13 protein-coding genes are annotated in these 19,548 nt (G+C 55.9%); 9 read left to right on the top strand and 4 right to left on the bottom strand.

The features are described 5' to 3' along the window. The first annotated feature begins 91 nt into the window (after positions 1–91). The gene (gene lysS / locus Poly59_RS10165; RefSeq protein WP_146533943.1) at positions 92–1,678 is read left to right on the top strand and encodes a lysine--tRNA ligase; all 1,587 of its coding nucleotides are present in this window, start codon (positions 92–94) and stop codon (positions 1,676–1,678) included. 178 nt (positions 1,679–1,856) lie between these two features. Continuing rightward, positions 1,857–4,271: a coiled-coil domain-containing protein gene (locus tag Poly59_RS10160; RefSeq protein WP_146533942.1), complete on the top strand. Its 2,415-nt coding sequence runs from the start codon at positions 1,857–1,859 to the stop codon at positions 4,269–4,271. A 195-nt stretch (positions 4,272–4,466) separates the two neighbouring features. Here Poly59_RS10160 and prfB read toward each other — a convergent pair. After that, positions 4,467–5,580, bottom strand: a protein-coding gene (gene prfB / locus Poly59_RS10155; RefSeq protein ID WP_390621454.1) for a peptide chain release factor 2 whose coding sequence is annotated in 2 segments (ribosomal slippage) — positions 4,467–5,510 and positions 5,512–5,580 — 1,113 coding nt in all. Because the reading frame shifts where the segments join, the coding sequence is not laid out codon by codon here. Between the two features lie 110 nt (positions 5,581–5,690). Between prfB and mnmA the strand changes: the two genes are divergently transcribed. From mnmA to Poly59_RS10130, 5 genes are all read left to right on the top strand, one after another. Continuing rightward, positions 5,691–6,827, top strand: a complete 1,137-nt coding sequence (mnmA, locus tag Poly59_RS10150; protein ID WP_146533940.1) for a tRNA 2-thiouridine(34) synthase MnmA — start codon at positions 5,691–5,693, stop codon at positions 6,825–6,827. Positions 6,828–7,102: 275 nt separating this feature from the next. Then, on the top strand, positions 7,103–7,903 hold the full coding sequence (locus tag Poly59_RS10145; protein ID WP_146533939.1) for a hypothetical protein: 801 nt from the start codon (positions 7,103–7,105) through the stop codon (positions 7,901–7,903). Positions 7,904–8,169: 266 nt separating this feature from the next. Beyond that, complete coding sequence (locus Poly59_RS10140; protein ID WP_146533938.1) at positions 8,170–8,391, top strand: DUF3311 domain-containing protein; 222 nt, start codon at positions 8,170–8,172, stop codon at positions 8,389–8,391. Continuing rightward, on the top strand, positions 8,388–10,076 hold the full coding sequence (locus Poly59_RS10135; RefSeq protein WP_246151530.1) for a sodium:solute symporter family protein: 1,689 nt from the start codon (positions 8,388–8,390) through the stop codon (positions 10,074–10,076). Before Poly59_RS10140 ends, Poly59_RS10135 begins: the two co-directional genes overlap by 4 nt. An 18-nt stretch (positions 10,077–10,094) precedes the next feature. Further along, positions 10,095–11,897, top strand: coding sequence for an SLC13 family permease (locus tag Poly59_RS10130; RefSeq protein ID WP_146533937.1), 1,803 nt, complete (start codon positions 10,095–10,097; stop codon positions 11,895–11,897). Positions 11,898–11,932: 35 nt separating this feature from the next. Here the strand turns inward: Poly59_RS10130 and Poly59_RS10125 are convergent, their stop codons facing one another. Beyond that, the gene (locus Poly59_RS10125; protein WP_146533936.1) at positions 11,933–12,697 is read right to left on the bottom strand and encodes a (5-formylfuran-3-yl)methyl phosphate synthase; all 765 of its coding nucleotides are present in this window, start codon (positions 12,695–12,697) and stop codon (positions 11,933–11,935) included. A 139-nt stretch (positions 12,698–12,836) separates the two neighbouring features. On the opposite strand from Poly59_RS10125, the gene Poly59_RS10120 reads away from it, so the two are divergent. After that, a complete protein-coding gene (locus Poly59_RS10120) occupies positions 12,837–14,039 on the top strand; it encodes a ribonuclease D (RefSeq protein ID WP_390621453.1) in 1,203 nt (400 codons plus the stop codon). Positions 14,040–14,142: 103 nt separating this feature from the next. Here the strand turns inward: Poly59_RS10120 and Poly59_RS10115 are convergent, their stop codons facing one another. Together Poly59_RS10115 and aceE are read right to left on the bottom strand one after the other, a co-directional pair. Beyond that, positions 14,143–15,534: a 2-oxo acid dehydrogenase subunit E2 gene (locus Poly59_RS10115; RefSeq protein WP_146533934.1), complete on the bottom strand. Its 1,392-nt coding sequence runs from the start codon at positions 15,532–15,534 to the stop codon at positions 14,143–14,145. Between the two features lie 63 nt (positions 15,535–15,597). Then, positions 15,598–18,327: a pyruvate dehydrogenase (acetyl-transferring), homodimeric type gene (aceE, locus tag Poly59_RS10110; protein WP_146533933.1), complete on the bottom strand. Its 2,730-nt coding sequence runs from the start codon at positions 18,325–18,327 to the stop codon at positions 15,598–15,600. Positions 18,328–18,491: 164 nt separating this feature from the next. On the opposite strand from aceE, the gene Poly59_RS10105 reads away from it, so the two are divergent. Beyond that, a complete protein-coding gene (locus Poly59_RS10105; RefSeq protein ID WP_246151529.1) occupies positions 18,492–19,547 on the top strand; it encodes an SDR family NAD(P)-dependent oxidoreductase in 1,056 nt (351 codons plus the stop codon). Position 19,548 lies beyond the last annotated feature (1 nt).

The raw sequence follows: 19,548 nt of genomic DNA, 5'->3' as shown, positions 1-19,548 counted from the left end.
TGGCTTGCGAAAATGGCCGATGAAAACGACAATCCCGGCCTCGCACGTGATTTTGGCGTGCTGTATTTGATTGGTCCTGTAAGCGAAAACCATGAATCAAGCGGCTGCGAACACCCCCGGTGACGACTCGAATCCTGGCGATGGCACGGATCCCCGTGTGGCTCGTCGTGAAAAAATGCGTCAAATCGTCGAACGTGGCGTCGATCCATTCGGTTGTCGTTTCGACAATCGCGATCTGGTCGACCGCTGCCAAACGCTTGGCGCGGACGTCAAATGGACCAAGGCCGACGGTACCGATGTGCCGCTGCCGGACTTCACGGACGAAAGCCTGGACTATCGAAAATGGAAGACGGATAACGGACCGGGTGAAGAAACCGGGCCGACGGTTCGAGTTTCCGGCCGAATCATGTTGATGCGTGGGCAAGGCAAGCTGATCTTCTTGACGCTGAAGGACTGGACCGGTGAGATTCAAATCTTCATCGGGAAAAACCAAGTTGGCGAAGAAGGCTTTGATCTGGCCAAATTGTTCGACCTGGGTGACTTAGTCGGTGCCGAAGGACGTTTGGGCCGAACCAACACGGGTGAACTGACGGTCTTTGCCGAACAGTTGTTTTTTCACACCAAGATGCTAGAGGTCCCGCCGGAAAAGCATGCTGGTTTGACCAACCCGGAACTGCGTCAACGGATGCGGTACGCCGACTTGGCGTTCAACGATGGCGTGATCAACACGTTCATGGACCGAACCAAAATCATCAAGTCGATTCGTGCGACGCTTGACGGCGAAGGTTTCTGCGAAGTTGAAGGGCCGACCTTGCATACGATCGCAGGCGGCGCGGCGGCGCGTCCCTTCGAGACTCACCACAACACGCTGGACATGCCGTTGGTGTTGCGGATCGCTCTCGAATTGCACCTAAAACGGTTGATGGTCGGTGGCATGGAACGTGTTTATGAAATGGGACGCGTCTATCGAAACGAAGGGATTAGCCCGCGACACAACCCGGAATTCACGATGATTGAACTGTACCAAGCGTACGGCGACTATGTGTCGATGATGGAATTGACCGAGAAGATCATTGTCGAAGCGATCGACAAAATCGGTGGCGGGTATGTGCGTCCGTTTGGCGACAAGATGGTCGACTTCACGCCGCCGTTCAAACGTGCGACCTATGCCGAGTTGTTTGAAAAAGCGACCGGGGTTCAGACATCGGACGAAGATGGTGTGATGGCTCTGGCCAAGAAACTGCGGCTGAAGACCGACGGCAAGCATCCGGACGTGATTCGCAACGAGATCTTCGAAGAAACCGTCGAAGACTCGTTGGAAGGCCCGATCTTCGTGATCGATTACCCGGCCAGCATTTGTCCGTTGACGAAGCGAAAGAAAGACAATCCGGAAATTGCTGAACGATTCGAGCTGTTCATTCTGGGCATGGAGTTGGCCAATGCGTACACGGAACTGAACGATCCCGATCTTCAGGAAGAGTTGTTTCGGACTCAACTGGAAGGCCAAGACGACGAAGATTCGATGGCGAAAATGGATACCGATTTTGTTCGAGCCCTTCGCTACGCAATGCCTCCGGCAGGCGGACTTGGCATCGGAATCGATCGTTTAGTCATGTTGCTGACCAACAAAAAGTCGATTCGCGACGTCATCTTGTTCCCCTTGCTGCGGCCTGAGTGATCCGTTTGACGAGTTTCGCAACACGCGCAGCACGTTGATTCGAATGCCCGTGCGATTGGATGTCGCGTGAAACACACAGTTTCCGTTTTTTCGGGACTGACGCCGAGGCAAACCCAAAAACGCGCTAGACATGCGCTTCGTGATCTTGGTAAACGCCAAACTTCGATACCCGTGCGTCATGGATGACGCATCGGTCCGAAGTGCCTATCGCTGGGATCACTCGATGACTGCCTTGTTTAATTTGCCGTTTGTGTCCGCTGTTTTCTTTGTATTGGCGGGCGTTCTAATTGGCCATTTGATGTGGTTTCGCGACCGAACGGGCGATAACGCAAAGATCAACGGCCTCGAGAATCGTTACATCAAGGCACGCGGATCGGCAAAGCTTCGCAAGCGTGAATTCGTAAAACTGCGGAAAGACAGCGAGTCGGTTGATTCCGAATTGCAGGATCTGCGGGATCAGTACGAATCACTGCAGCAGCAAAACGAAGAGCATCGGTCAGCCGCACTGCAGGCCGGTGACGAGCTGGCACGCCTGCGTGGCGAGCGAGATCTGTCGGACGAGAAATTCGCCAGCGAATTGAAGCGAAGCGAAGCGATGGTTTCGCAGTTGCAAGAAGCGTTGAAGTTGAAGACAACTGCCGAGCATGACTTGGAACAGCGAACTACATCGTTCACCGAAATGCAGGCCAGCCATCGTGAGTTGGAAGTCGAGATAGAGAGCTTGCGGAATCGCTTGGACGCGAGCGAGAAATCCTCGTCGGGCTATCTTCAAACCATCGATGCGCTGAAACGTCAGGTTGGCGAACACGGCCAAACGATTGTTCAAGTGGAACAAATTCGTTCGCGATTGGAGAATGAATCCACGCAACTTCGCGAACAGCTTGAGGCGAAAACCAGTGATGCCGCGTCCAGCCAAGAAGCGGTCGAAGCGTTGACCGATCAGCTTGCCGACCGTGAGGAATCGATCAAGCGTTTTGAACAAACCCAGATCGCGTTGGAAACTGAAATTGAGCAACTGACAGCGACGCTCGACGCTCAGGCTCAGGCGACTGACCAAACCACCACACAAAACGCACAAACAATCGCGGCGCTTCGCAAAGAAGTAGCTGAGTTGACAACGGCAAGCGAATCATCGGCACAGTCGCTAAAGGAAACTCAGGCCGATTTGGTCGAACGATGCGAGGACTTGGATGTATTGCGGGAAGAACGGGACGCCCTGAATGTGAAAGTGGAAACGCTGTTGGATCGTATCAGTGACTTGGATGCCGAACGTGAGATCGCGGGCACTGTGAAGGCCGAGCGGGACGAATTGGCAACGGATTTGCAATCGGCGGCGAGTTCGCTGGGTGAACAACGCCAAATGCTGGAAGCCCGGGAACACGAGGTCGAGCAGCTTCGAGCACAAGTCAGCGGTTTGCACGAACAGTTGCAGAAAACAACTGAGCGGGCCAATCACGTCTCGTCCGAAAAAGAGGCGATGGTCGACGCGATTGCGAATCGCGAAGAGTTGATCGATCGCTTGCAGACGCAGGTCGACGAGTTGACGCCGCTTCGATCCGAATTGGCCGAAGTCGCGTTGGTTCTTGGCGAACAAAAGACCGTCAATCAACAACGCGTCCAGCAGATTTCAACTCAAAAGTCTGAGATCGAACGACAGGCCAAAGAAATTCATGTCCTGCGGGTCAAGCTTGAACCGATGGCGAAGATTCAAGATGAGCTGGAACAACATCGGCCACTTCGCGCTGAATTGGCAAAGGCGATCGAGCAACAATCCGCTCAGCGTCAGCGCGCCGCGGAACTGGAAGATCAGCTAACGAAGCGAACCGCTCAAGTTGACGAATTGCAGTCGCAGGTTGAACTGTTAGACGAGACGACGGCAATGCTTGCCGAGGCTAAGCAGAAAATTCAGTTGACTGCCAAGCAGGTAACTCAGGCCGCTGGACAGCGAGATTCAATCGCTCGATCACGCGACGAGTTGGAAACGCAACTGAAGAAGCGTGCCGAGCAAATCGAAGAACTGCAATCACAAGTCGCGGTACTCGATCAAACCAAACAATCGCTTGCGCAATCGCAACAGAAGCAGGCTGCGACAGATCGACAAACAGCGGTGATTGCCGCCGAGCGAGACGAGCTTGCAAAGTCGCGAAGCGAGCTGGAAAAATCGCTTGTGTCACTGCGAGGCGAGATTCAAAATCAAGCGAAAGCGATCGAGGCAGCCAAGGAGCAGTTGCAGGCAAAGGCAAAGCTGCACGATCAATCGGTCAGCGAGGTTTCAGAGTTGCAGAAGACGCTCGAATCCCAGCGGTCGAGCATCACCAAGCTTGCCAATCAATTGCAGACCGCCGAGCAATTGCGTCCTGTCAACAAAGAGCTTCAGGATCGCATCAACGAATTGATGGCTCACTTGAAACGTGTCAGTGCCGAACACGAAGACTCGTTGGATGCGAATACCAAAGCGCTCGATCGCATTCGTGATTTGGAATCCAACCTTCACGACCACGCTGCCAAAATCCGCGACCTTCGCCGCGAACGCGCGTCGATCGCCGGACTCGATGGCCGCGACGATGGTCAATCGATTCGTAAGGCCGCTTGATCAATCGGTCTTGCCGCATCGCCAGGAAGAATCCCGGTGATGGTTTTAAGTCTTGCTGCGAAATAACGCCCGTATTCACAAGCTGATTGTGAAACCCTCTCCGGCCGCTACTGCGTCCGACTCTCCCAGAGGGAGAGTCAAATCCCGAACTAATTTTCGACGATCGCTTAACGAGACGCAGGGCTAACGACGAAATTACGACGACGCTTCGATCTTGCCAGCCTTTAGCATCAGAAAGGCGTCCAGAAAACCTTGCAGTTCGCTGCCGTCCATGACGCTGTTGAAGCTGCCGACGTAGTGGCCTGTTCGCGCGTCCTTGACCCGCTGATCGGGGTGCAAGAAGTAGTTGCGAATTTGGCTTCCGAAACCTGTACGAGCCTGAGTTTCGTACTTGCGAGCTTCTTCGGCTTCACGTCGATCTTCTTCGATCCGAGCGATCTTGGCTCGCAACATCTTGAAGGCAGTTTCCTTGTTTTGATGTTGGCTACGTTCGTTTTGGCACTGCACCACCGTGTTGGTGGGGACGTGCGTCAAGCGAACGGCGCTGTCGGTCTTATTGACGTGTTGACCGCCGGCACCACTGGCACGGTAGGTATCGATGCGGACGTCTTTGTCTTCGATATTGACGACGATCGAGTCATCGATTTCCGGTGCCACGCTGACGGCGGCAAAGCTTGTTTGCCGTTTACCTTCGCTGTTGAAGGGGCTGATTCGAACGAGCCGGTGCATTCCTTCTTCGCCTTTGAGATACCCGTACGCCATCGGTCCACGGATCGCGATGGATGCGTGGTTGATACCGGCTTCGTCGTTGTCTTGTCGGTCGAGAAGTTCAATCTTGTAGTCTTCGCCGACCGCCCAAGCCGAGTACATTCGCAGTAGCATATCGGCCCAGTCGTTGGCGTCGGTGCCTCCGTCGCGCGCGTTGATCGACAGGATCGCTCCGGCTGAATCGTTGGGGCCGTTTAGCAGCGCCTTCAATTCCAGATCGTCGATGATCTTTTCGAGTCGCTGAATTTCGGCGGCAACTTCGGCGGCGATCGAATCGTCTTCTTCGGCCATTTCAAGCATCGCCGACATGTCTTCGGCCGACCCCGTCAGCTCGTTCATCGGGCCGACGATCGCTTTGAGACCTTTCAGGTCCATGACCGTTTTCTGGGCTGACTCGTTATCATTCCAGAAGTCAGGCTCGCCCATCTTCAGCTCGATGACTTTGATTTCCTGCTGTTTGGCAGAGTAGTCAAAGAGAGTCTCCGAGCTGTTTGAGTCGTTTGGCGATCTCTTTGCTGCGATTGGTAAGGTCTGCATCCATGGTCGTACTTGATTCTTGCAGTAGGATAGGCGCGTAGTTGTGGGCCAGGGAGTTTCCTGGCGACTGAACTGCCAGGGCACTACCTGGCCTACATTCGAAGAGAAATATACATGGCTCGGATCGTTCTAGCGATGAGTGGCGGCGTTGATTCGAGTGTTGCTGCGCATTTGCTGTTGGACGCTGGGCACGAAGTCATCGGTGTGTTCATGCGGCATGGTGAAGAGTCCAGTGCTGTTTGCAAGGTCGATGATCAAGCCGCTGCGACGAGCTTGCCAGTGTTGGGGGGGATGGCGTCCGGACGCGCCGATCACAAGCAAGGGTGTTGCACGGCGTCGGATGCTGCGGATGCGCGGCGCGTGGCCTCGAAAATGGGGATCCCGTTTTATGCGCTCGACTTGACCGAGGATTTTGGCCGGATCGTCGACTATTTCGTGGACGACTATCTCAGTGGCCGGACGCCCAATCCGTGTGTGCGGTGTAACCAGTGGATCAAATTCGGTCGGTTGTTCGACTATGCCGATGGCGTCAACGCCGAATTTGTGGCGACCGGTCACTACGCCCGGATGCTAAATATTGGCGGCGTGAATCAGTTGCACCGTGGACTGGATTCTAACAAAGACCAATCTTATGCTCTGTTCGGAATTCGCCGCGATCGGCTGGACCGGATGCTGTTGCCGGTCGGCGGTTTCGAAAAACCGCGGATTCGCGAAATCGCTGAGAGTCTGATGATGGGCGTGGCGGGTAAGAAAGATAGCCAGGAAATCTGTTTCGTGACTCAGGGGCACCACAGCGACTTTGTTCGGGCTCGCGATCCGCAGCGATCGTCCGACACCGACGGCGAGATCGTCACGGCGGAAGGAAAAGTTGTCGGCCAGCATCACGGATTCGAGGCCTTTACCGTGGGGCAGCGTAAAAAGTTAGGCGTTGCGATGGGCGAGCCGTACTTTGTCATCCGGATCGAACCGGATACTCGGCGGGTGGTGATCGGCAAAAAAGAGGCGCTTGCCAAAGAGAGCTTGGTCGCCGGCGAAGCAAATTGGTTGGTCGACGCGGCGGACGTTCCCGAGCGGGTTTCGGTCCAGATCCGGTACAACGGGGCACCCGTTCCGGGGTCGCTTGCGTTGATGCCCGACGATCCCAGTCGGTTTACAGTGCGGTTTGACGAGCCCGAGTTGGCGGTTGCCCCAGGCCAGGCCGCGGTGGTCTACGACGGGACCCGTGTGATCGGTGGCGGCTGGATCGAGTGAGCTTGTAGGCAAGCTTTAGCCAAAATTGTTAGCATCGCAAGGTCGCCTCGATCGACGCGAACTCCCGTGTTCGGGGGGAAGCTAGCTGACTTCGGTGGAAAAAGTTTGCTGCATCCCTAACCCACGATTACAGTTTGGTGGACTAAAAGTACGCTCGGGGAAAACTTTTTTGACTGACGGGCAAGCATTCGTTCACCTATCTCGGGAAGCAAATTTTTACCATTTGGCTCCCACAGCATCATCTAAACCGAAAGGTTTAGGAGAGGATCGCATCCATGAATAAGTTAATTTTGAGCGTCATCGCAGGTGCTCTGTTGTCGAGCGTCAGCGGCATCCCATCGGCTCAGGCTCAAGGCGAAAGTGCCGTATTGGCCGAGTTTTACGGTCAAGGTGTCCACGCCTACAACGCCGGAAAGACATCCGAAGCCTACGAGTTGTTGTCGATGGCAATCAACAACGGCAGCAAAGATCCTCGGGCATATTACTTCCGTGGAATCGTCGCAAGTGCTTCAGGACGCGGCTACGAGGCCGATTCGGATTGGCAACAAGGTGCCGATTTAGAAGCACGTGGCGAAGGGAGCGGCTCGATCGGAGCTGCTTTGTCGAGGTTTCAGGGCTCTGGCAGAATCAAGTTAGAAGAAATTCGTCGCAAGGCGCGTATGCAGTTCGCGGCCGAGTCAGCCGCTCGTTCGCGTCAACGTTATGGTTCCGACGTCGGTTTGTCAGGTGCCGTGCCAAGTCCCGCGCCAGCACCGCGACAAGTGCCTGCGGCAGGTGTAACGCCTCCGCCGGCGCCACCCGTAGTTGACGACAATCCGTTTCCTGCTGACATGGGGGAACCAAAGCTTGAGTCAGACGATGCGTTGGCCGATGCGATGGACGATCCTTTCGCGAATGATGCTGTTGCCGGCGACAGCAGTGCGCCGGCCGATGCTCCCGCAGCCGATCCCTTTGGTGGTGACGCGGGTGCTGGTGCCGATCCGTTCGGCGGCAACGCCGGTGGCGGTGCTGATCCGTTTGGTGGCGACGCCGGTGGTGCCGCGGACCCGTTCGGTGACGATCCGTTTGGGAACTAGTCGATCACCGACATTGATCGAAGCAATTGCCATTGAATTGGCTAGTTAGAGACATCGATAAGCGGCTGGATTTGTCCAGCCGCTTTTTTATTTGACGTTGGAACGTTTTCCCGACTGCTAAACACGTCCAAGCGAGAAGACTACACTGATCGGCCGCTGTGCTTCGTAAGCCGCGGCCGGCAAACCGTGGCGGAACCTTTGTCGCGACCGAAATTGATACTGCAGTCGACCTTCCCACCAAACCTATCCCACCAAGAGTGCCGTTGATGAAGAAAGTAATTTGGGGACTCATTCTCCTGCTGGTAGTGTTGCACCAAGATATTTGGAATTGGGATAACGATCGGCTTGTGTTCGGTATCATCCCGGTCACGCTGGCCTATCATGCCTGCATCTCGATCGCGGCGTCGGCGGTCTGGTTGACCGCGGCGCTGACTGCATGGCCCGACCATTTGGAAGACGAATCAGAATCATCGGAGGCGGCACAATGACACCTGGAATGATCAAAGTCGTCATCATTGGCGTCTATTTGGGGCTGCTGCTTTGTCTCGGCTTATTCTCGTCGCGTCTGTTCAAAGGCACCTCGAAAGACTACTTGCTTGCGAGTCACTCGATTGGCCCTTTCCTGTTGCTGATGTCTTTGTTCGGCACCACCATGACCGGTTTCGCGTTGGTCGGTTCGACGGGCGAGGCGTTTGCCGAGGGCGTCGGAGTCTACGGTCTGCTGGCATCGTCGTCGGGGATCATCCACTCCCTTTGCTTCTTTGTCCTTGGCGTCAAGCTTTGGTCATGGGGTAAAAAATATGGTTACACGACTCAGGCTGGGTTCTTTCGTGATCGACTGGACAGCGACAAGATCGGTTTGGTGTTGTTCCCGATCTTGGTCGGGTTGGTCGTGCCCTACTTGCTAGTCGGAGTGATCTCGGCTGGAAAAGCGATCGAAGGCGCGACTCGAGGCGACTTTCCTGGTTTGACCGAAAACGGTGCGATTCCGCCTTGGCTGACCGAGTTGGTGATTTGTGTCGTTGTCTTGGTTTACGTTTTCTTCGGCGGCATGCGAGGCACAGCCTGGGCCAACACTTTCCAAACCATCGTGTTCATGGTTTTGGGTGTGGTTGCGTTTTACTTGATCGCAACCGGATTGGCGGAAAAGTCGGTTGCCGACGGACGTGCCCACCAACTGGTCGACGGACAAAGAGTAGTTCGTACTGAACCACCAACTGGGTTTTGGGACTCGATGCAAATCGTGTCTCAGGAAATCCCCAAGGCTCGCCGGGTACGAGCTGAGGTGACTGCCGAAGACCAAATTGAATCAGTCGAAGCGCCGGCGCAGTTTCGGACTCGCGAGGGAATGGATCCGTGGATGTTCTTCACCTACATGTTGATTCCATTTTCCGTCGGCATGTTTCCGCACCTATTTCAGCACTGGTTAACCGCGAAAAGCGCATCGGCATTCAAGTTGCCAGTCGTCGTGCACCCGGTCTTCATTTTGATTGTGTGGATTCCGTGCGTCTTGATCGGCGTTTGGGCGACCACGGGCCTGATCAACATTCCGCCGCCGATTGCCGGAGACCCCAACAAGGTCTTGGGCTTCATGGTCAAGTCGCTGTCGGGCGATGTGCTAGGTGGGTTTCTGCTAGCCGGTATTTTGGCGGCAATCATGTCCTCATTGGACAGCCAGTTTTTGTGCATCGGCACGATGTTCACCACTGACATTGTTGTTCACTACGGCGGGAAGGATCGGTTCAATGACAAGCAGATCATCACGATCTCGCGAGTGTTCATCATTGCGATTGTGGCCGTCACCTACGCTCTCAGCCTGACCGACATTGCTCAAACACGCGTGTTCCAGCTAGGAATTTGGTGCTTCAGTGGGTTCAGCAGTCTGTTCCCATTGGCGCTGTTGGCGGTGTACTGGCGCGGCCTTTCAAAGTGGGGCGCCTACGCTGGCGTTTTGACTTCGGCGGGCGTTTGGTACGCATTGTTTTCAGCGTCTGGTTTTGGTGCGATTGATAACTGGTCCGTCGACTTTACGATTGGCGAGCGAACGATTCACACGATGCCAGTCGCAACCATTTTTATCGCGTCTTTGGTCGCAACGGTCGTCGTATCATTGGTCACGCCGAAGCCAAACGAAGCGACGTTGGCGAAGTTCTTTCCAGCTAAGGGTTCATGATCCAATGTTGAGTCTTTGATGGGAACTTGGGAATCTTGGCTTGCCATCGCGGTCGCGCTGACGTTGCTTTTGACGTTGGCGTTTCGCGTTGCCGCAACTGATTTGTTGGCGCTGGGGTGCTTGGCGATCCTAGTGGTCGCCCAAGCCATCAGCGGAACAACCCTGTTGCCAACAGCCGAGCAAGCTTTTGCCGGTTACGGCAACTCGGGTTTGGTGACGGTCGCGTTTCTATTTGCGGTGGTGACGGGGCTTGAATTTACCGGGGGCACTGAGCTCGCGACCGGATGGTTTTTGAACCGAGCCAAGACACTTACCGGAGCCCAAACGAGGCTGTTTGTTCCGGTCGCTGTGATGAGCGGTTTTTTGAACAACACGCCGGTGGTGGTGGCGCTGATGCCAGTGGTGGGTGACCTGGCAAAACGAATCAACACCAGCACAAGTCGGTTGCTCTTGCCGCTCAGTTACGCCGCGATTCTGGGCGGCATGTGCACGTTGATGGGAACTAGCACCAACCTGTTGATCGCCGACTTGAACGCGGAAAAAATTGCCGCTGGCGCCACGCATCGTCAGTTGGGTTTCTTTGACCCGGCGTGGGTCGGCGTTCCCGCGACGATCCTCGGTGTGATTTACATGATCATTGCGTCGCGTTGGTTGCTGCCAGATCGTCGAGGTGCGATCAGTGTGTCGGATGACCCAAGGCAGTACACGGTCGAAGTCCAGGTCGAACCGGGTGGTCCGTTGGCCGGTCGGACGATCGAGGACGCGGGGCTGCGTCATTTGCCAGGTTTGTACATTGCCGAAATTCAGCGTGAGGATGGCACGATCGCCGCCGCCAAGCCGCAAGAGTATTTGAAAGACAACGATGTGCTGATCTTGGTCGGCGCGCTTGACAGCGTGGTGGACCTGCGAAAAATTCGTGGACTAACAACCTCGGACGATCAAGCGAGAAAGCTGAAAGTGCCAGCTTGGCAACGGACATTGGTCGAAGCCGTTGTCAGTCCGCGATGCGGGCTGCTGGGGAAGACGATCCGCGAGGGACGATTTCGTTCGCATTACAACGCTGCCGTCGTTGCGGTAGCTCGAGGCGACAAGCGATTGACCGGGAAGCTAGGTGATGTGCGATTGGAAACGGGCGACGTTCTTTTGCTCGAAGCCTCGCCGTCGTTTTTGCATCGCCAGGGCGAGTCGCGAGACTTCTTTTTGGTCAGCAAGGTCAAGCAGGCCGAGATTCGTCGTCCTGAACAGGCTTGGTATGCGATTGCGATCGTGTTGTTGATGGTGCTGTTTGCTGCCACGACTCAAAAGATTCTTTGCGCTTCCTTGGTCGCCGCGATTGCGATGATCCTATTTCGCTGCTGCACCGCGTCCGAAGCACGTCGCAGCATCGATTGGTCGATCTTGATCGTGATCGGTGCGGCGATCGGCATTGGTTCAGCGATGGGGCAAAGCGGCGCTGCAGCGGGGATCGCAAACGTGTTGCTGGGCGTGGCGGGTTCCGATCCGATTTTAACGCTGGCCGCTGTTTACTTGGCAACAATGCTTTGCACCGAACTGATCACCAATAACGCGGCGGCCATGTTGATGTTCCCGATTGCGATGGGCGCGGCCGAGGGTTTGGGATGTGCACCCGAACCGATGATCATCGCGGTGATGATCGCAGCGTCGGCAAGCTTTCTAACGCCGTTCGGTTACCAAACCAACATGATGGTGTATGGCGTCGGTGGTTACCGGGTCAGCGACTATGTGAAGTTTGGGTTGCCGCTAAGCATCATTGTGTTTGTCGTCTCGATGACGGTCATTCCGCTGGTTTGGTCGTTCTAGGTAAGCCTTTTGGGCAGTGGCCTGCAAACGAATCGTTAATTCTTGGCAAGGCGATTTGACCAGAGACTCATTCGGGTTTCACACAACGGACTGGTGCGATCTTCAGTACAAATGTCACCTCGGACGCCAATACAATCTGGTCGGACGTTCTGTTGACCTAGCCAGTCGACGTCACCGATTCGGATCGAACCGGCCAGCGCCCACCAAAGTCGTAATTGACTGGCTAATTTATGGATAGCACTGAGTCGTTCGGGGCAAAGATGATCGAGTGTCGATTTTCCATTCTTTGAATAGGTGTCGATCAGGCATCGCCCCAGTCCGGCTTGCTTGGCTAATTCGAACACGGATTCGGGAGCCAGTGAATTCGCTGCGCCGTGATCCGCATAGGCGACCGCGACCAATTCGGTGGTTGCGGGAAGGCGGTCGCGAACGTCGTCCCACATTTGCACCAGCTTTGCGGCCGAATCGCATCCGCTTGGGCCTGCCTTGGCGAAGTCAAATCGCGTCGGCAAGTCGCCTGAGACGGTTCTGGCTTCGTCTGGTTCACCGAGCGCCGCCGACAATTTAGGAGCTCTTTCGCCTAGGGAGGCGACGCTTTGAGCGGCGGCGAGCCACAGTTCGGCACTGGCGGGGGCTAGCGGGCCGTGCTGCGGCTCCTTCAAATCCAGAATATCGATCGGGTATTTGGCTGCGATTTCGACTTCTTCGATGCTTCTCAAGCTGACCAGCCACTGAGTCGGGCGGATTTTACCTGGGGGGCTAAAGCCTGCCGGATCAATAAAAGTATCCTGGATTGCCATGTTTGGGAATCGCCAAGGGGCATTTGATGTCAAAGTGGATAGGCGAGTGCCACGGCGGCAGTTAAAGTCGGGGGCTGTCAGCAAGATAACGCCGGCATCGGCGTTTTCCCTCGCGAACGATTCTCTTCTGACATCCCTTTTGACTTCAAGCGTAACGTTGAATTACCAGTCCATAAATACGGTCGCCCAACTCGAACAATTCTGCGACGAGATCGCAGCATGCGATCGGATTGGATTCGACACCGAATTTGTCTCCGAAGACACCTATCGTCCCCTGCTAAGTCTGATCCAAGTCGTCGCCGGTGACCGGTTGGCGATCATCGATCCGTTGACCGTCGAGGACACCACGCCTTTTTGGAATCTGCTGGTCGAGCCCGGCCGAACCGTCATCGCCCATGCGGCTCGTGAAGAGGCTCGTTTCTGCATCCGCTTCACCGGCAAGCCGATCGCAGGACTGTTCGATACTCAACTGGCCGCAGGTTTCGTCGGGATGGAGTACCCGTCGTCGCTGGGCACGTTGGTTCAGCGGATGGTCGGCAAGACGTTGCCCAAGGGGGAGACACGGACAAATTGGATGCGCCGGCCGCTGACCGAGGATCAGATCACTTACGCACTGCAGGACGTGACCGATCTGTTTGCGATGCATGATCAATTGTCGGCAATGGCCAAGAAGCTCAATCGCGAAAGTTGGCTGGAAGAAGAGACCGGCATCTTTCAGCAGAAAGTGATCGACGGCGAGACTCGTGAGAACTGGCGCCGCGTCAGTGGTGCTTCAGGATTGAACCCGCGCAAATTGGAAACAGTGCGTCAGATTTGGCTGTGGCGTGAAGCCCGTGCCAAGGAACTGGACCGGCTGCCCAAGCGAATTCTGCGAGACGACCTGTTGGTTGAATTGGCCAGGAAGGGGTCAAGCGACGTCCAGAAGATTCGCGGGATCCGGGGCATGGAACGACGCGGTTTCAACGATCAATACGAAGCGATTGCGGCTGCGATCCAAGTGGCCAACGACACGCCGGACGAAGACTTGCCGCGACGTCCACGTGGGACTCGGCGGGCGGTTTCGCCAATGTTGAGCCAATTCTTGTCGACTTCGATCGCGTGCATCAGTCGCCAACACAAGCTCGCACCGTCGATCGTCGGAAACGCAGATGACGTGCGAGAGTTGCTGGGATACGAACTGGATCGACGCGATGTCGACAACGAGCCATCGTTGTTGAAGGGATGGCGGGGCGAGATCGTTGGCAAGACGTTCCGGCGAATCTTGGCCGGCGAATTGGCGATCCGAGTGGCCGACGTCACCGAGACTCAGCCGCTTGAGTTCATCGAAGCAGAAAACAGCTAGCGACTGTCGTCCGATCAGCGTTCAGGTGACGAAACTCGTCAAGAGTTTCGGTCGCCGACAATTGGCGAAAGTCTTGGCGACTTTCGCTGCGACTTCTCGCGGTTTACAGAGCCAGCAACAATCGGCTGGGGGCTTCTAAGAATCCGATCACGTCGTTCAAGAATCGTGCTGCGGTTCCGCCGTCGACCAAGCGGTGGTCATAGGACAGGCTTAGCGGCATCATCAGGCGTGGCTGGATTGAATCGTCCGACATCACGACGGGCAGCTTGCGGCTGCGGCCAACAAGCAGGATCGCGACTTCGGGAACGTTGACGATCGGCGTCGAGTACTGGCCACCGATCGCGCCCAGATTGCTGATCGTGAACGAGCCGCCTTTCAGATCGTTCATGCCAAAATTGCCACCACGAACTTTGCCAGCCATTTCGGCTAGCGAGCGAGTGATCGCGGGCACGCCCATACGATCGGTATCCGACATCACTGGCACGACCAAGCCGCGGTCAGTGTCGACGGCGATTCCGACGTTGACGTAATCCTTGTAGATGATTTGCTCGTTCGCTTCATCAATGACGGCATTCATCGACGGGTGATGACGCAGCGCCGTCGCGACCGCTTTGATCAGGAACGGCATCGTTGTCAGTTTCAAACCTTGTGCGGCGTAGTCATCCTTGCTGGATTGGCGAAGCCGTTCCAGATCGGTGATGTCGGCATCGTCAAAGTTGGTGACGCGTGGGACTTGCGACCATGAAGCGTGCATCTGACGCGAGATCGTTTTTCGAATCTTGCTCATCCGCTCGACGCGAACCGGGCCAAAATCGTCGTTTTCGGCGGTGCCGGGAAGCCCAGGCGTGACCGGTCTGGCGTCAGCCGACTTGGGTGTCGATGCACTTTGTTTCGGTGACTGGCTGCCCGAACGGACGACGGCCAGGATGTCTTCGCGGATGATGCGCCCGCCATCGCCGCTGCCTTGTACGGTCGACAAGTCGACGCCGACTTCGCGAGCAAACAATCGGACCGCAGGACCAGCGGGGATTGAACCCGCGTTCGAAACTGCTTTGGCTGTAGGCGGTGCTGGTGCAGCGGGTGCCGGCGTGGCGACTGGTGCTGGGGCAGCGGCAGGAGCTGGGGCAGCGGCAGGAGCTGGGGCAGCGGCAGGCGCGGGAGCCGGTGGAGGAGCTGCTGCAGCGGGTGGCGCTGGTTTGGGAGCCGGTGCTGCGGCCGGGGCAGGCTTGGCAGGTGCCGGCGCCGGTGCGGCGGATCCTGCGGCTGCTTCGACTTCGATCAGCACGCCACCGATCGGCACGGTATCGCCCTCCTTGACCAAAATCTTCAAGACTTTGCCGCCGTGTGACGCCGGAACGGGCACGGTCGCCTTGTCGGTTTCCATTTCGACGATGTCGTCGCCTTCGTTGATGACGTCACCGACAGCGACAAAAATTTCAAGGACGTCGCCGGATTCGATGCCGTCGCCGAGTTCGGGAAGTTTGACTTCGGTCATGGGGAAGATCGGTGTTAGGTGCTAGGAATTAGGTTTTAGGAAAGTCGATCGAACGCCGGTGGGTTAGGCAAAGTACGGGTCGACTTTTTCAGGGTCGTAATCAAAGTCTTTGATCGCCTGGGCGACGTCAGCCATTTTGAATGTTCCGGCTTTTGCGAGTCGGTACAGCGTGGCGATTACGATCGATTCAGCATCAACTTCGAAGTGGCGACGCAAGGCTTCGCGAGTTTCGCTGCGACCCATGCCATCAGTACCCAGGACGAAGTAGTCGCCCGGAATGAACGGAGTCAATTGCTCGCCGAGTGCTCGCACATAGTCGCTGGCCGAGATGAACGGACCTTCGACGCCTTCGAGCGTTTCTTCGAGGTAGCTCTTGCGAGGTGTTTCGGTCGGGTGCAATCGGTTCCAGCGTTCACAGGCACCCGCTTCGCGGCGAAGTTGCGTGTAGCTGGTAACGCTCCACACATCACTGGAGATGTTGAACTTTTCAGCCAAGATTTCTTGAGCCTTCAAAGCCGAGTTCAGGATCGCACCGCTGCCAAACAATTGCACGCGAGCCTTCTCGCCATCAGCGTCTTGGCTCTTGAACTTGTACATTCCCTTGATGATGCCTTCTTCGCATCCTTCGGGCATCGGCGGATGAACGTACTCGTCGTTTTCCGCGGTGATGTAATAGATGCACTGTTCGCCATCGGCGTACATTCGTTGCAAACCTTCTTGCACGATCACGACGACTTCATAAGCGAACGCCGGATCGTAAGCGCGAACGGTTGGGAACGCGATCGCGTTGAGCAGGCTGTGCCCGTCTTGGTGTTGCAAACCTTCGCCGTTTAGTGTCGTGCGACCTGCGGTGCCACCGACCAAGAAACCCTTCGCTCGCATGTCGGCCGCCGCCCAGATCGAGTCACCGATCCGTTGGAAGCCAAACATGCTGTAATAGATGTAGAACGGAATCATGTTGACGCCGTGGCAACTGTAAGCGGTACCGGCGGCATTGAAGCTGCTGATCGAACCGCATTCGGTGATGCCTTCCTCAAGGATTTGGCCGTCCTGCGCTTCCTTGTAGTACGAGACAATTCCCGAGTCGGCGGGTTCGTAAAGTTGGCCGGCGTGAGCGTAGATCCCGAACTGGCGAAACATACCTTCCATACCAAAGGTGCGTGATTCGTCAGGCACGATCGGCACAACGTTCTTGCCAATCTTCTTGTCACGGCACATCGCGATCAATGTTTGCACACACGCAAACGTCGTCGAGATGCTTTTGTTTTCCATCTTACTGATGACCTTTTGGAATTCTTCCAGCGAAGGAACTTCCATGGTCGGATGGACGGTCGGGCGACTAGGAACCGAGCCACCAAGCACCTTGCGTCGTTCCTTCAAGTACTTGATTTCAGTACTGGAATCCGATGGCTTATAGAACGGTGTGTTGCCGACTTCCGAGTCGCTGATTGGGATGCCGAAACGAGTTCGGAATTCTAGCAGTTCGGCCTCGTTCATCTTCTTTTGGTTGTGCGCGACGTTGCGTCCTTCGCCGGCTTCGCCCAGGCCGTAACCTTTGATCGTTTTCGCCAAAATCACCGTTGGCTTACCGTTGTTCAGGTCCATTGCTCGTTTGTAAGCGGCATAAACCTTTTCGGGATCGTGGCCGCCCCGGCGGATCTTTTCAATCTTTTCGTCCGACAGATGTGCGACCAATTCCAGTAGTTCGGGGTATTTGCCGAAGAAGTGTTCGCGAACGTAACTGCCCGGCATCGACGTGTACTTTTGGTACTGGCCGTCGACGACTTCGTTCATTCGCTTTGCCAGCAGACCGGTTTTGTCGCGGGCCAGCAGATCGTCCCACTCGCTACCCCAGATGACTTTGATCACGTTCCAGCCAGCACCGTGGAAGATCGATTCCAATTCTTGAATGATCTTGCCGTTGCCGCGAACAGGACCGTCGAGTCGTTGCAGATTGCAATTGACGACGAAGATCAAGTTGTCCAGTTTTTCGCGAGATGCCAGTCCGATCGCACCGAGAGTTTCAGGCTCGTCGCATTCGCCGTCACCCAAAAACGCCCAGACTTTTTGGCCCTTGGTGTCCTTCATTCCGCGGTCGTTCATGTATTCATTGAACCGCGCTTGGTAAATCGCCATGATCGGCCCCAAGCCCATCGAAACGGTTGGATATTCCCAGAAATCGGGCATCAACCACGGGTGGGGATAGCTGCTCAGTCCGCCGCCATCGGCCAATTCACGGCGGAAGTTTTCGAGTTTCTCTTCGGACAAACGTCCTTCGACGAATGCACGCGAATACATGCCAGGCGAGGCGTGCCCCTGGAAGTAGATCGAGTCGCCCGAGTAACCGTCTTCGCCGCGACCTTTGAAGAAGTGGTTGAAAGCGACTTCGTATAGCGTCGCGCTCGATGCGAAAGTGCTGATGTGACCGCCGACGCCGCCGCCTCGCTTGTTGGCTCGGACCACCATCGCCATTGCATTCCAGCGAATGATCGACTTGATTCGTCGTTCAAGTTCGCGGTTGCCTGGGTAGGCAGGCTGTTCGTGAGGGGCGATCGTGTTGACGTAGGGTGTCGATGTGTCGGACGACAATGGCACGCCTTCTTCGGCGGCACGGTCGCGAAGCTGGTCGATTAGAAACTTGACGCGCTCGGGGCCTTTGCTCTGCAACACGTAGTCGAGCGACGCGAGCCACTCTTGGGTCTCTGCCGAGTCGACATCGACATCCGCGTTACGTTGCAATTCGCCTAAGTTTTGGGCGATTTCGGCTTTCGCGACAGTTTCAGATTCAGACATGTTTCGTTTTATTCCCTCAGATCAGGCAAGCTTGCTCGCCCCGAATTGGCTTGACTCAAATTTGCGTAGCTATGGCGTAGACCGTATTCTCCCCGAATCCCGGCAAGGCGGAAACCTCGGGACCGGTCGGTTGGGCATAAAAACGCCCAGATTGCGACGAAAACGTGAAAAAATCGTTCGTCGCCACCATTTGGAATGTGCAGATTAGTCACACGGGCGTGAAGGCGGCAAGGGTAAGCGTCAAAACGGCGCTGTGGCTGTTTGGCTTTCCAAGCCAGTTGGGCCTGCCAGTGGATTATCAGGTTCCCTCGGCTGCCTGTACCGCGTCCAAACTTCACCCTCCCGAAAACAGATGGTCGCCGCTAGGATGCGGCGACTCTGGCTGGTTCTACTTATTCGTTCCGAGGTTTCTGCGTTTGTCTGGCTCATTTGAATCTACGGCGGCTGTCGTCACTGGTGCCTCCAGCGGAATCGGTCGGGCCATCGCCATTGGTCTGGCCCACGCCGGAGTCAGCCGAATCGCGGTTCATTATCGCAAGAATTTGCTCGGTGCTCAGCAGACGGCTTTTGCCATCGAAGAAACCGGAGCCACCGCGGTTGCGATTCCTGCGGACTTGGCCGATCCCGAGCACGGACGCCGATTGATAGACCGGGCGTTCGACGAACTTGGGCCGATTCAAACCTGGGTCAACAATGCCGGTGCGGACGTTTTGACCGGCGACGCGGGAGCTTGGAATTTCGAACGGAAGTTAAAACACTTGATGGACGTCGACGTGATCGGCACGATCGGCTTGTCGCGGCAAGTGGCCGAGCGTTTGGCGGCACAGAATAGCTTATCACAGGACAGTTCATCGCCGCCGTCGATGGTATTTCTGGGCTGGGACCAATCGTCCGCCGGGATGGAAGGCGACGCCGGTCAGATGTTCGGTCCCGTCAAGGCGGCCGTCACGGCATTCGCCAAAAGCCTGGCCCAATCGATGGCACCAAAAGTGCGAATCAACACGGTCGCGCCGGGGTGGATCCAAACATCATGGGGCGAAAAAACGAGTGAGTATTGGGACAGCCGAGCCAAGGACCAGTCGTTGATGGGTCGCTGGGGATCACCCGACGATATCGCCAAAGCCGTCTGCTATCTCGCCGATCCGGCTAACTCGTTCTTGACCGGGCAAACCTTGGAAGTCAACGGCGGTTGGAGTCGCCGATACGATGCCGACCGATGAA

The organism is Rubripirellula reticaptiva, assembly GCF_007860175.1.
In the GTDB taxonomy this organism is placed as follows: domain Bacteria; phylum Planctomycetota; class Planctomycetia; order Pirellulales; family Pirellulaceae; genus Rubripirellula; species Rubripirellula reticaptiva.
The sequence above is the reverse complement of the archived record's forward strand: the minus strand, read 5'-3'. Positions and strand labels throughout refer to the sequence as shown.